Source organism: Chromobacterium subtsugae, assembly GCF_035919665.1.
Classification (GTDB): Bacteria; Pseudomonadota; Gammaproteobacteria; order Burkholderiales; family Chromobacteriaceae; genus Chromobacterium; species Chromobacterium subtsugae.
In genome coordinates this window covers 848,364-861,503 of sequence record NZ_CP142381.1, presented here as the reverse complement: position 1 = coordinate 861,503, position 13,140 = coordinate 848,364, and the positions used below count along the sequence as shown (strand labels likewise).

Below are 13,140 nucleotides of genomic sequence, written 5' to 3'. Positions count from 1 at the left end.
CGGCGGCGGCCTAGCCGACGTCCAGCCGGGCGATGGCCGCCGCCCAGTCCTCGCCGCGGCGCTGGCGAACCAGCCGCAGCGACGGGTACCACGGCGTGGCGTCTCCCTGCTCGCCCCAGCGCCAGTCGGTGTGCTCGCAGGACAGCAGCAGCCGGCACGGCACCCCCAGCGCGCCAGCCAGATGGGCCATCGCGGTGTCCACCGCGATCAGCAGGTCCAGCTGCGTCAGCAGCGCGGCGCTGGCGGCGAAATCGCTCAACCCCGACCCCAGCTCCAGCGCGCCGTGCCGGCCGGCCCATTCCTTCTCTTCCGGGGTAGGGTCCGGCTGCACGCTGATCCAGACGGCGTCGCGCCGGCACAGCGCCTCCAATCGCTCAGGCCCCGGCAGCGAACGGCAATGGTCGAACGGATGGGCGGCATGGCCGCGCCACAGCAAGCCTATCCTGCGCCCGCCGCGCGGCAGGCGCCGGCCCCAGTCCTCGGCCAGCGCGGGATCGGCCCGCAGATAGCTGGGCAGCGACAGCGGCTCGGCCTGCAGCAGGCCGGGCAGGCTCATCGAAAACACATGGCAGTCGTGCGGCGGAAAGTCGGGGTTCACCCGGCGGATAGGCAGGCAAGCGTCGGCCAGGCCCTGGGCGGCGAACAGCGGCAGCAGCGCCTCGCGGCACATCAGCGTCAGGCGGGCCGGCCCGAGCTGGCGCAGCAGCGGCAGGTAGCGGAAAAACTGGATGGCGTCGCCGTAGCCTTGCTCGAACACCAGCAGCAGATGCCTGCCCGCCAGCGCCTCGCCCTGCCAACGCGGCGAACCCGGCTGCGGATAGTGGCCGGACTGCAGCCTGGCCTCGTGGTTTCGCCAGCCGGCCTGATACTCGCCGCGCGCCAATTGCAAGTAGCCCAGGTTTTGCCGCAGCCGGCGGTGCCGCGGCGACAGCGCGAGGCCGCTGCGCCAGGCGCGCTCCGCCTCCGCGCCGCGCCCTTGCTCCAGCTGCGCCACTCCCAACAGGCATAGCCAGTCGACATTACCGGGCGCTGCCAGCAACGCGGCGCGCAGCAGGGCTTCGGCCTCGGCCGGCCGGCTGGTGGCCGACAGCAGCGCCGCCAGATTGCCCAGCACCGCGTCCGGCTGCAGCGCATGCGCCCGGCGCAGGCAGTCCTCCGCCTCGGCCCAGCGCCGCCGCTCCATCAGCAGCAGGCCAAGATTGTTCAGCGCCGCCACATGGTTCGGCTGTCGCCGCAGCGCGGCGCGCAGCAGCGCCTCGGCCTCGTCGGCGCGGCCCAGCTCCACCAGCAGCTGGCCCAGCAGCTGCTGCGCCTCGGCGTCGTCCGGCTCCAGCGCCAGGCCGCGCCGCAGATAGTCGGCGGCCTCCTCGCGGCGCTCCAGCTGGCGCAGCAGCCGGCCCAGGTTGTAGTGCGCCAGCGCCGACTGCGGCCGCAGCGCCAGCGCCTGGCGGAAACAGGCTTCTGCTTCCGCCGCCCGCCCCTGCTCCAGCAGCAGCGTGCCCAGATTGCCCAGGCTGGAGGCATGGCCGGCGTCGCGGGCCAGCTCCGCGCGGTAGTGCGCCTCGGCTTCGGCCGCGTGGCCGCGCTCCGCCTGCAGGCAGCCCAGGTTGTAATGCGCGTCCGGCGTGGCCGCGTCATGCTGCAGCGCCTGGCGCCAGCATTGCTCGGCCAGTTGCGGCTGATCCAGCCGGACGGCGCAGACGCCCAGCAAATTCCACAGCGGCGCGTTGGCGGGTTCGGCCTGCAGGCCTTGCTGCGCGGCCTGCAAGGCGGCGGCGAGCTCGCCTTCGGCCAACAGGCGGGCGGCGCGCAGGGTATCGGCGGACAGGGGCGGCATCGGTTTTTCCCGCAAAGAACTTGTTCGGATAATCGACGCAAAAACGCCGCCTGGCAAGGCGGCGCTGGCGGACGCGGCAGCCGCGCTACAGGCGGAACTTATTGAACTCGGCGTCCATCTTGCCGGCGTTGCCGGCCAGGCCCTGCAAGGTGCTGCTGACGTTCTGCAGCACATCGTCGTTTTCCAGCACGTGGCCGTTGATCGCTTCCGAGCTTTGCGCGATCAGCGTGGTGGCCTTGTGCTGCTCCTGGGTGGAATTGGAGATTTCGCTCATCTTGGCCACCACCTCCAGCATGGACGCGCGGATGGCTGCGATATTGTCCACCGCCTCGCGGGTCAGGCCGACGCCTTCGTCCACCGCCTGCACCGTGGAGTTGACGTCGCCCACGGCGCGGCCGGTTTCCTCGCGGATCGCGCCCACCATATTGGAGATTTCCAGCGTCGCCTGGGCGGTGCGCTCGGCCAGCTTGCGCACTTCGTCGGCCACTACCGCGAAGCCGCGGCCCTGTTCTCCGGCGCGCGCCGCCTCGATCGCCGCGTTCAAGGCCAGCAGATTGGTCTGGTCGGCGATATCGCGGATCACGTTGGTGATGCCGGAGATTTCCTGCGAGCGCTTGTCCAGCGAAGACAGCATCTCTTCCAGGCCGCGCACCGACTGCACGGTGTTTTCCATGCCGGACGACAGGCGCTGCATATTGTCGGCGCTGGAGGCCAGGTTGTGGCCGGTGGCGCTGGCCAGCTCATCGGCCTGGCGCGCGCTGTCGGCGATGTGGGAGATGGAAACGGTGATCTGCTCCAGCGTGGCGGCGTTGGACGAGGACACGTCGGAAATGTGGCGCGAGCTTTGCGCGACGTCGGCCACCAGCTGGCTGGCGTCCTGCACGCCGCCGACCACGCCGGCGGCGTCGCCCTTCAGGCCGCGGAACAGGTGGCCCAGCTGGGCGACGAAGGTATTGAACGCGCGCGCGGTGGCGGCGATTTCGTCCTGGCCGTCGTCCTTCAGCCTGAGGGTCAGGTCGCCCTGGCCGCGGGCGATGTCCTCCATCGCCGCCTTCAGCCGCGTGAGGCCGGCCAGCATCTTGCCTATCACCAGGCTGGCGAACGGGATCATCAGCGCGAACACCAGCAGCGTCAGCCCGCCTATCGTGTACAGCAGGGTGTGCAGCGGCGCCAGGATCTCGTCGCGGTCGGCCACCAGCGCCAGCACCCAGCTGGTGCCGGGGATCGCCTGGGCGGAAATCAGCATGCTCTTGCCTCCGATGTCGACATCGGAGGCCTTGTCGTTCTGCACCAGCTGCGCCAGCTTGTCGGCGCTCAGCGCCGGCACTACGCTGGTGATCGGCTTCAGCGTCAGGTCGGCCTGCGGGTGGGCGATGACGGTGCCCTTCTTGTCGACGATGAAGGCATAGCCGTTGCCGCGCACCTTCAGCGACAGCACCGACTTCACCAGCGCGTCCACCATCACGTCGCCGCCGACCACGCCGGCGAAGGCGCCGTTGTGATTGAACGGCGCGGCGATGGTGACGGTCAGCTTCTTGGTGGCCTCGTCGACATAGGGGTCGGTGACGATGGGCTGGCCGGCGGCCTGGGCCTGCTTGTACCAGTCGCGGTCGGCCACCTTGTAGTCGGCCGGGGCCACCCAGTCGTCGGAGAACAGCGTGCGGCCGTCGGCGTAGCCGGCGTAGTTGACGTTGAAGCCGCCGGCCTTGGTGCCCACCTTGAGGAAGCGCAGCGCGTCGGCCTCGCCGGCCACCGCGGTCTGGGCGACGATCTGCTGTTTCTTCTCTCCCAGCCAGGTGGTCACCACCGAGCTCTGCCCCTTCAGGCTGGCGGCGAATTCGTTATCCAGCCCCTCCAGGATTTCTGATCGCATCTGCGTGAAAACTATGGTCACCAGGACCAGGCCGAACAACGCCATCAGCAAGGCGTTGAGCGCTATCAGACGGCTGCGCAGTGATTTCATGTCGTTCCCTTTGGTTCTGCCGGCGCGGCCCAGGCGGGCATCGCCATCCCCGGACGGATTCATAATGATTTATTGGAAAACCTTGTCGATACGCTAAACCAGGCCGGGCCAACGGCGCTTGATAAAGCTCATGCGGTTTTAATTATGATAGGTGCAAGCGGAAGATCAGTCGATGTGAATACCACATGCGCAGCGGCATAAAAAAACACCCCTGCGGCTAAGCGGCAGGGGTCAACACGAGGAAGAAACATCGGACTGGCTGTGGCCAGCGCGATATTTCGAGGGGCTAACACCTCAAAACCTTGCGGTTCTCAGTGCAGCCGCCATTCTAGCGCAATTGCTCTACAAAAATCCACAAAAATAGAGCAAATAATCCATTCTTCATTTTTCCGGCCAGGCGTGGTCGCGGAATTGCTCGCGCAATTTCATCTTCAGCAGCTTGCCGGTGGCGGTGTGCGGCAGCTCGTCGACGAAGGCCACGTCGTTGGGCGTCCACCACTTGGCGATCTTGCCGTCGAAGAAGGCCAGCAGCTCGTCGCGGCTGGCCCGGGCGCCCGGCTTCAGCGTCACCACCATCAGCGGGCGCTCGTCCCACTTCGGATGCTGCACCGCGATCGCCGCCGCCTCGGCCACCGCCGGATGGCCGACCAGGATGTTTTCCAGATCGATGGAGCTGATCCACTCGCCGCCGGACTTGATCACGTCCTTGGTGCGATCGGTGATGCGCATGAAACCATCGGCGTCTATCGTCACCACGTCGCCGGTGTGGAACCAGCCGTCGGCGCTGTGGTTGGCGTCCAGTTCGCGTTTGTAATACTGCGACAGCACCCAGGGGCCGCGCACCTGCAGATTGCCGAAGGAGACGCCGTCGTGCGGCAGCGGCAGGCCGGCGTCGTCGACGATGCGGATGTCCACGCCGTAGATCGGCCGGCCCTGCTTGGTCAGCAGGCTGCGCGCCTCGGCCGGGGCCAGAGCGGCGTGCTTGAGCTTGGGCGTGCAGGTGGTGCCGCAGGGCGACAGTTCGGTCATTCCCCACAGCTGGCGCATTTCCACGCCGTGCTCCGCCAGTTGCTCCACCATGCTCTCCGGCACCGCCGAGCCGCCGGCGATCACGCGCTTGAGCGGCGAGAGCGGCAGCTTTTCGCGCTGGCAATGCTGCAACAGCTGCATCCACACCGTCGGCACGCCTATGGTGGTGGTCACCCCCTCCGTCGCGATCAGTTGCTGCAGGCTGGCGCCGTCCAGCTTCGGCCCCGGCAGCACCAGCTTGCTGCCGTTCATCGCGCAGCTGTAGGGCAGGCCCCAGGCATTGGCGTGGAACATCGGCACCACCGGCATCACCACCGCGCGCGCCGAGATGTCGAAGCTGTCCGGCAGCGAGCTGCCGAAGGCGTGCAACACGGTGGAGCGGTGCGAATACAGCACGCCCTTGGGGTTGCCGGTGGTGCCCGAGGTGTAGCACAGGCTGGAAGCAGTGTTTTCGTCGAAACGCGGCCAGCTGTAGACGTCGCTGTGGCTGTTCACCAGGTCTTCGTAGCTTTGCAGATTGGGAATCGCGCTATCCGCCGGCAGGTGGGCGTGGTCGGCCAGCAGCACGAAATGCTCGACGCTGCGCAATTGGCCGGCCAGCTGCTCCACCAGCGGCAGGAAGCTCAGGTCGAACAGCAGCGCCTTGTCTTCGGCATGGTTGATGATCCAGGCGATCTGCTCGGCGAACAGCCGCGGGTTGACGGTATGGCAGACGGCGCCGCTGCCGGACACCGCGTAGTAGATCTCGAAATGGCGGTAGCCGTTCCAGGCCAGCGTGCCGACCCGGTCGCCGCCCCGCACGCCCAGCGCCTGCAGCGCGTTGGCCAGCTGGCGGGCGCGGCGGGCGGCGTCGCGGTAGGTGTAGCGGTGAATGGGGCCTTCCACCGTGCGCGATACGATCTCGGTATCGGCATGGAAGCGCTCGGCGTGCGCGAGCAGGTCGGAAATCAACAACGGCTGGTCCATCATCTGTCCATGCAGCATCTTGCCTCCCCCTGTTGTCGGTATGGAATCCGCAAGTTACGCCGCATTGGAGCGCCGGCTCCAATCATATTTTCTGATGGCCGGCCATTGCCCGATTTATATATTCGTCATGGCAATTGACTCAGCTTTTCACCGGCTTTTTGGCCAGCATCCGCTGCAGCGTGCGGCGGTGCATATTGAGCGCGCGCGCGGTGGCGGAGATGTTGCCGTCGTTTTCCGCCAGCACCCGCTGCAAGTGCTCCCAGGTGACCCGGCGCAGCGACATCGGCTGCGGCGCCACCGACAGTTCCGGATTGGCCGCCTGCTGCTCGAACGCCGCCAGGATCTCCGCCGCGCCGGCCGGTTTGGCCAGGTATTGCACCGCGCCCAGCTTGGTGGCCTCCACCGCGGTGGCGATGCTGGCGTAGCCGGTCAGCACCACGATGGCGCTGCCGGGGCTGGCCGCGCGCAGCGCCGGCAGCAGCCTGAGGCCGCTGTCGCCGGCCAGGTTCAGGTCCAGCAGGATGCGCGCCGGCCCCTGCGCCGCCAGCCGCAGCGCCTCGTCGGCGTCGCGGGCGCACTGCACCGCGTGGCCGCGCCGCGCCAGCGAGCGCGCCAGCACCATGCAGAAGGCCTCGTCGTCGTCTATCAGCAGGAAGTCGCTCATGCCCGCTCCTTCAGCGGCAGCTCGATGCGGGCATGGACGCCGCCCTCGGCGCGGTTGTCCAGGCTCAGCGTGCCGCCCAGCCTGGCCAGCGTGGCGTGGCTGAGCATCATGCCCAGGCCCAGGCCGGCCGGCTTGGCGGAATCCAGCGGCGTCAGCCCGGCGCGCGCCAGCTGCGCCTCGCTCAGGCAGCCCTGGCGGTTGACGATGTCCAGCGACAAACGGCCGCCGCGCAGCCGCGCCGCCACCGCCACCTCGCCGCCGCCCGCTTCCGCCGCGTTGTTGATCAAGTTGAACAAGGCCGGCCAGAACGCCGGGTCCAACCACACCTCCGGGTCCTCGCCCTGCGGCGCCTGCCATTCCAGCCTGACGTCCGGCCGCAGGCTGCGCCAGCCTTCCAGCCGCTCCGCCAGCGCCGCGAACAGCGGCCGCGGCCCCGACTGCGGCTCGGAGCCATGCTTGAGGCGCGCCAGCGTGGCGCTGCAGCTGGTCAGCTGCGCGCGCATCAGGCGCAGGTCCTGGCTCAGCGCCTCGTCCTGCGCCCGCTCGCTGATCAGCTCGTCCACCAGCAAGGTCAGGGTGTTGAGCGGGGTGGACAGCGAATGGGCGGCGCCGGCCGCCTGCATGCCCACCGCCAGCAGCTGCTCGTCGCGCAGCTGGGTTTCCCGCGCCTCGGCCAGCGCGCTGTCGCGCTTGCGCAGCTGGCGCGCCAGCCGGGAGACGAAGCCGCAGATCAGCAGCGCCGACAATGCGAAAGTCAGCCACATCCCGGACAGGTGCAAATTGAAGGCATAGGCGGCGTTGCCGCCGTTCAGCGGCCAATCCAGATGCCACTCGAACAGCAGGCCGTAGGCGGCCACGCTGAGCCAGGCCAGCAGCCAGGCGAACCAGCCGGGCGACAGCAGCGCCGCCAGCAGCACCGGCGGCAAGTAGAGCGAGGCCAGCGGGTTGGCGGCGCCGCCGCTGAAGGCCAGCAGCTCGGTCAGCACCAGCACGTCGGCCAGCAGCCCCAGCCGCAGCGCGTGCTCGGCCGCCAGCCCCCAGGCCGGCAGCCGCGGCAGCAGCAGGTTGACCGCGGCCAGCGTGGCCAGCGCCTGGCCCGCCAGCAGCCAGGGCAGCTCCACCTGCTGCAGCGCGCAGCCGGCCAGCACCGCCAAGCCCAGCAGCAGCATCAGCCAGCGCAGCCGGCGCACGCGCAAACCGGCCTGCCCGGCGTCGTCGGCCTGTCCCGGCCTGAATATCGGATTCCGCATCATGCCGCCACTTTACCACCAAGCCCCGGCGGAGCCGCTGCGACAATATGCCGCATTCCTGGCCAGGATGGTTTGCACTAGCATCGCCGCGAACTTAAAACAAATTCACACTTTCCCGATGACGCTGAAAACCTCCCTGCTGCCCTTGCCGCTGGCGCTGGCGGTATGCCATGCCTTTGCCGCCGACCTGCCCACCTTCCAAGGCGACCGCATCGTCGTCACCGCCGTCCAGACCGACCAGCCGCTGCGGGTGGAGACCGATCCGCGCGCGCCCCGTCAGCCGGTGCCGGCCGGCGACGGCGCCGACCTGCTGAAAACCATTCCCGGCTTCGACGTGGTGCGCAAGGGCGGCAGCTCCGGCGATCCGCTGCTGCGCGGCCTGGGCGGCTCGCGCCTCAACATCCTGGCCAACGGCGGCTTCGTCTACGGCGGCTGCCCGGGCCGGATGGACCCGCCCACCGCCTACCTGTTTCCCGACGCCTACGACAAGCTGGTGGTGATCAAGGGGCCGCAGTCGGTCAAATACGGCGGCGCGCTGATCAGCGGCGCGGTCAGCTTCGAACGCAAGACCAAGCCGTTCGACGAGCCGGGCCTGCGCTTCGGCGGCAGCCTGCTCGCCGGCAGCGCCGGCCGCCAGGACGCCTACGCCGACCTGACCGCGGGCGGCAAGCTCGGCTATCTGCGGCTGATCGACTCGCACAACCAGGCCGGCGACTACCGCGACGGCGACGGCCGGAAAGTGCATTCGGCCTACCGCCGCGACAGCCAGAGCGTGATCGCCGGCTTCACGCCGACGCGCGACACCACGCTGGAAATCTCCGGCGACTTCAGCAACGGCCGCGCCGCCTACGCCGACCGCATGATGGACGGCAGCCAATTCGACCGCCGCGCCTGGGGCTTCAAGGCCGAGCAGCGCAATCTGGCGCCGTGGCTGGATGCGGTGCGGCTGACCGCCAACCGCAGCTACGCCGACCACGTGATGGACAACTACACGCTGCGGCCGCTGGCCGCCGGCAAGCCGCCGCGCGCCAGCAACCCGGACCGCAAGACCGACGCCGCCAAGCTGGAGGCCGACCTGGCGTTCGCCGGCATCGAGCTGACCGCCGGCGTGGACTGGCAGAACGACCGCCACACCAGCCGCGTGGGCGGGCTCGACTACGCCAGTCTGCCGCGCGTGCCGGATCAACACATTGAACGCGCCGGTTTCTACCTGGAAGGCGACACCCCCCTGGGCGGCGGCAAGCTGGTGGCCGGCTGGCGCCACGACCGCGCGCGCGCCTACTACGACGCCGCCGCCGGCCGCGGCGAGCAACTGCAGGATTACCGGCTGTTCAGCGGCTTCGCCCGCTACGAATACCGACTGGGCAGCTGGACGCCCTACGCCGGCGTCGGCGTCGCCGAGCGCGCGCCGGACTACTGGGAGCGCAGCTATGTCGCCGCCAGCCGGCCGGTGCTGCAGCCGGAGCGCAATACCCAGCTCGACATCGGCGCGCTGTACAAGAGCGAACGGATCCAGGGCTCGCTTTCCGGCTACCTGAGCCGCATCGACGACTTCCTGCTGGTCGACGACAGCGCCGCCCAGACCACCCGCAACATCCAGGCCTACCGCTACGGCGTCGAGGCCGACGCGTCCTGGCAATTCGCGCCGCAATGGCAACTGTCCGGCAGCGCCGCTTACAGCTGGGGCGCCAACACCACCGATGGCAAACCGCTGGCGCAGACGCCGCCCCTGAGCGCCAGCGTCAGCCTGGCCTGGGACAACCAGACCTGGGCCGCCGCCGCCGTCTGGCGCGTGGCCGCCGGGCAAGACCGCTACGCCATCGGCCAGGGCAATATCGCCAGCCAAGACATCGGCCCGACGCCGGGCTTCGCCACGCTGTCGCTGAACGGCGGCTGGCGCGTCAATAAGGCGCTGAAGCTCACCGCCGGTGTCGACAACCTGTTCAACCGCGCCTACGCCGAGCACATCAGCAGCGGCGGCGCCGACGTGGCCGGCTATGCCCGCACCACCCGCGTCAACGAACCGGGCCGCACGCTGTGGCTGAAGCTGCAGGCGCACTGGTAATGCCTGGCGTAGGGCGGAAGCCCGGCAAAGCCGGGCGTTCCGCCGCTCGCCATCAACCGCCAAGCAGACCGGCGCTCGCCTAAACGCATGCGGGGCACGGCGTAAAGCGACTGCCTGCGACCGATGGCGGATCGCCCCATGGGGCATCCGCCCTACGGCTTGCATAACAATAAATGGAGAACCGTGATGAACAAGCGCTGGATCCTCGTGCCCGGGCTGTGCCTGGGCCTGTCCGCCTGCCTGGGCGGCGGCGTCAGCAGCAGCGACAGCCCGCCCCAGAACCAGAATCAGACCCCGCCCCCCGGCTACGGCGGCGGCAACACCACCGTCCGCTTCGCGCTGAAATCCGGCAGCCAGCCGGTGAGCTGCAACAGCCAGCTTAGCGGCATGGGCGTCGGCCAGGCCAACGCCACGCTGGCCGAGGGCATGGTCTACGTCCACGACGTGGCCCTGGTCAACAGCCGCGGCCAGGAAGTGCCGCTGCAGCTGGACCAGGGCAATAAATGGCAGTATCTGAACCTGGCCCTGCTGGACTTCGCCGGCGGCAGCTGCAAGGACCCGGCGCGCGACGACGGCGACACGCCGGTGGGCAAGCCGCTGCCGGGCAGCAACAGCGAGGTGACGGGCAGCGTGCCGGCCGATACCTACACCGGCCTCAGCTTCAAGGTGGGCGTGCCGATCTCCGCCAAGAACGCCAAGGGCGAGGAGGTGGCGCTGAACCACCAGCCGGCGCACAGCCCGCCGCACCCGATCCTCGGCGTGTACTGGCTGATGTGGGAATGGCAGTCCGGCCACCGCTTCATGCGCATCGACCTGGCCCCGAGCGGCGGCGTCAAGCGCGCCGACGGCTCCAGCGCCGACCGCTGGGCCTTCCACCTTGGCTCCACCGACTGCCAGGCCGACAACGCCATCGTCGGCGGCTACCGCTGCGGCAAACCCAACCGCTTCAAGGTGAGGTTCGACCGCTTCGATCCGCAAGCCGACCGCGTGGTGCTGGACGTGCAATCGCTGTTCGCCGGCAACGACATCAGCCGCGACGACAGCGCCGACTTCGGCTGCAAATCCAACGCCACCGACGCCGAATGCCAGCCCATCTTCGATCGCCTGGGCCTGCGGCTGAACGAAAGCCGACCCGGCGCCGGCGACGGCGGCCAGCCGCTGGGCGACGGCCGCAACCCGCGCGTGTTCCGCCTGGAAAAGGCCGCCTCATGAGACCGTTCGCCGCGCTGCTCCTGGCCGCGCTGCTGGCGGCCTGCGGCCGCGAAGCGCCGCCGCCGGCCCCGGTCGGGGACTGGCATTGGCGGCTGCCGCCCGGCGTGTCTCCGCCGCCGGTGCCGGCCGACAACCCGATGAGCCAGGCTAAGTTCGAGCTGGGCCGCCGCCTGTTCTACGACAAGCGGCTGTCCGGCAACGGCAGCGTCAGCTGCGCCAGCTGCCATCCGCAGGCCAAGGCCTTCAGCGACGGCGTCGCGCTGTCGCTGGGCGCCACCGGCGAGCGCACCCTGCGCAACGCCCAGCCGCTGGCCAACGCCGCCTGGCGCAAAAGCTACACCTGGGCCAACTATTCGCTGACCACGCTGGAGCGGCAGATGGACGGCCCGCTGTTCCGCACCGAGCCGGTTGAGATGGGCATCAACGACGGCAACCTGCCAACGGTGCGGGCCCGGCTGGGCTCGGACCCGCGATATGCGAGCGAATTCGCCCGTGTGTTTCCCGGTGAGGAAAAACCCCTGAGCCTGGCCAATATCGTCAAGGCCATCGCCACCTTCGAGCGCGGCATCGTATCTTTCGACTCGCGCTACGACCGCTACCAGGCCGGCAAGGCCGAACTGTCCGCCGCCGAGCTGCGCGGGCTGAACCTGTTCCGCGCCGACAAGAGCCAGTGCCTGCGCTGCCACGGCAGTCCGGACTTCGACGACCAGATGGCCGGCCATGGCGACGGCCTGCCCTTCCACAACATCGGCCTCTACAACGCCGACGGCAAAGGTAGCTACCCGTTTCCCAACCGCGGCACTCTGGAGCTGAGCGGCAAGCCGGCCGACATGGGCCGCTTCCGCAGCCCCAGCCTGCGCAACGTCGCGCTCACCGCGCCCTATATGCACGACGGCAGCGTGGCGACGCTGGAGGACGCGGTGCGCATCCACGCCGACGGCGGCCGCGACAACGGCAAGCTGGGCGACGGCCGCCGCAATCCGTGGAAAGATCCGGCCATCGGCCGCATTAGGCTGACGCCCGCCGAGCAGGCCGACATCGTCGCCTTCCTGAAAACGCTGAGCGACGAAACCCTGACCCGGGATCCGCGGCTGTCCGACCCGTTCGCCGCCGCGCGGCGATGACGCCGGCACTCGTCGCCGGCCGGCCAGTCTGCTACGCTGGTCATCTTTTGCCTTCCCTTGAGCGCGGATGAAGACTCCCTACCTGAAAATCCTGGCCTGCGGCCTAACCCTGTTCATCCTGCTGGGCCCGCTGGTGGCGCTCTTGGCCAGCGGCGTGGTGCCGATGATGGCCTACCTGATGGGAGCGGTGCCGGCCTTGATCTTCGGCCTGATGCTGTGCCTGCTGCGCATCATCCTGGCCGCCCCCATCGCCCGCTGGCAAAGCCTGTGGCCGGCCTGGCTGCTGGCGCTGGCGGCCTTCGCGCCCGGCGCCTTCAGCGGCAGCCTGATCACGCTGCTGTACGCCCGCGTGGCCGAACCGCTGCTGTACAACGACTGGATGACGATGTACCTGGGAGCGATGGCCGGCGGCGTCTGCAACGCGCTGTTCTGGCGCATGCGCTTCGGAGCCGGCAAGCCGCTCCCCCCCCACGAGAACTAGAGAAAGAAGAAAATGCCCCATTGCGTGATCGAATGCCCGGCCGAACTGGCGCAGGCGCCGCAGATAATGCCGCTGATGCAAGCCGTGCATCAGGCCGCCGTCGCCAGCGGCCTGTTCGAAACGCCCGACATCAAGGTGCGGGTGCTGCCCTCGGCGCACTACCTGGTGGGCGGCCAGCCCGACGCCTTTGTGCACGTGACCACCCACATTCTGGCCGGCCGCAGCGAGCAGCAGAAAAAACAGCTGGCCGACGCCGTCGCCCGCGCGGCCTGCGCCCAATTGCCGCAGGTGGCGATGATCACCAGCGAAGTGCGCGACATCCAGCGCGAAGCCTACAGCAACCGCCGCCAGGCGATGGCGGGCTGATCGTTCCGCGCCGCTGGCTTCTCTCCGGCGGCCCTCCTGTGGCGGCGCGGCAACGCCGCCGCGCCCGCTGGCGGCCCCCTCCCCCGGCGCGCATGCCCCCCGCCGCCCGCTCGCGGTTTCCGCCTTTCCCACGCCAATCAATTCATCGCGCTGTCAACAAAGTCTCATCCGCCTGTCACCTTG

The 13,140-nt window shown here is 69.1% G+C and carries 10 protein-coding genes; 5 read left to right on the top strand and 5 right to left on the bottom strand.

The genetic code is table 11. The features are described 5' to 3' along the window. Window positions 1-10 precede the first annotated feature (10 nt). From U6115_RS04265 to U6115_RS04245, 5 genes are all read right to left on the bottom strand, one after another. Window positions 11-1,837, bottom strand: a complete 1,827-nt coding sequence (locus U6115_RS04265) for a tetratricopeptide repeat protein (protein WP_043577067.1) — start codon at window positions 1,835-1,837, stop codon at window positions 11-13. Window positions 1,838-1,922: 85 nt separating this feature from the next. Beyond that, window positions 1,923-3,800, bottom strand: coding sequence for a methyl-accepting chemotaxis protein (locus U6115_RS04260; RefSeq protein ID WP_043577238.1), 1,878 nt, complete (start codon window positions 3,798-3,800; stop codon window positions 1,923-1,925). 381 nt (window positions 3,801-4,181) lie between these two features. After that, window positions 4,182-5,813, bottom strand: coding sequence for a 3-(methylthio)propionyl-CoA ligase (locus tag U6115_RS04255; RefSeq protein WP_080770262.1), 1,632 nt, complete (start codon window positions 5,811-5,813; stop codon window positions 4,182-4,184). 121 nt (window positions 5,814-5,934) lie between these two features. Next, a complete protein-coding gene (locus tag U6115_RS04250) occupies window positions 5,935-6,459 on the bottom strand; it encodes a response regulator transcription factor (RefSeq protein ID WP_043577065.1) in 525 nt (174 codons plus the stop codon). Further along, a complete protein-coding gene (locus U6115_RS04245; protein WP_156504599.1) occupies window positions 6,456-7,712 on the bottom strand; it encodes an ATP-binding protein in 1,257 nt (418 codons plus the stop codon). Before U6115_RS04245 ends, U6115_RS04250 begins: the two co-directional genes overlap by 4 nt. A 115-nt stretch (window positions 7,713-7,827) precedes the next feature. Between U6115_RS04245 and U6115_RS04240 the strand changes: the two genes are divergently transcribed. The 5 genes from U6115_RS04240 (at window position 7,828) to U6115_RS04220 (ending at window position 12,957) form a co-directional block, all read left to right on the top strand. Next, complete coding sequence (locus U6115_RS04240; RefSeq protein ID WP_052878039.1) at window positions 7,828-9,774, top strand: TonB-dependent copper receptor; 1,947 nt, start codon at window positions 7,828-7,830, stop codon at window positions 9,772-9,774. A gap of 186 nt (window positions 9,775-9,960) precedes the next feature. Next, window positions 9,961-10,986, top strand: coding sequence for an MbnP family copper-binding protein (locus U6115_RS04235; protein WP_052258137.1), 1,026 nt, complete (start codon window positions 9,961-9,963; stop codon window positions 10,984-10,986). After that, the gene (locus tag U6115_RS04230; protein WP_043577060.1) at window positions 10,983-12,110 is read left to right on the top strand and encodes a methanobactin export MATE transporter MbnM; all 1,128 of its coding nucleotides are present in this window, start codon (window positions 10,983-10,985) and stop codon (window positions 12,108-12,110) included. The genes U6115_RS04235 and U6115_RS04230 overlap by 4 nt, the downstream gene beginning before the upstream one ends. A 67-nt stretch (window positions 12,111-12,177) precedes the next feature. Beyond that, on the top strand, window positions 12,178-12,591 hold the full coding sequence (locus U6115_RS04225) for a hypothetical protein (protein ID WP_043577058.1): 414 nt from the start codon (window positions 12,178-12,180) through the stop codon (window positions 12,589-12,591). A 12-nt stretch (window positions 12,592-12,603) separates the two neighbouring features. Beyond that, window positions 12,604-12,957: a 5-carboxymethyl-2-hydroxymuconate Delta-isomerase gene (locus tag U6115_RS04220; protein ID WP_043577056.1), complete on the top strand. Its 354-nt coding sequence runs from the start codon at window positions 12,604-12,606 to the stop codon at window positions 12,955-12,957. Window positions 12,958-13,140: the final 183 nt, after the last annotated feature.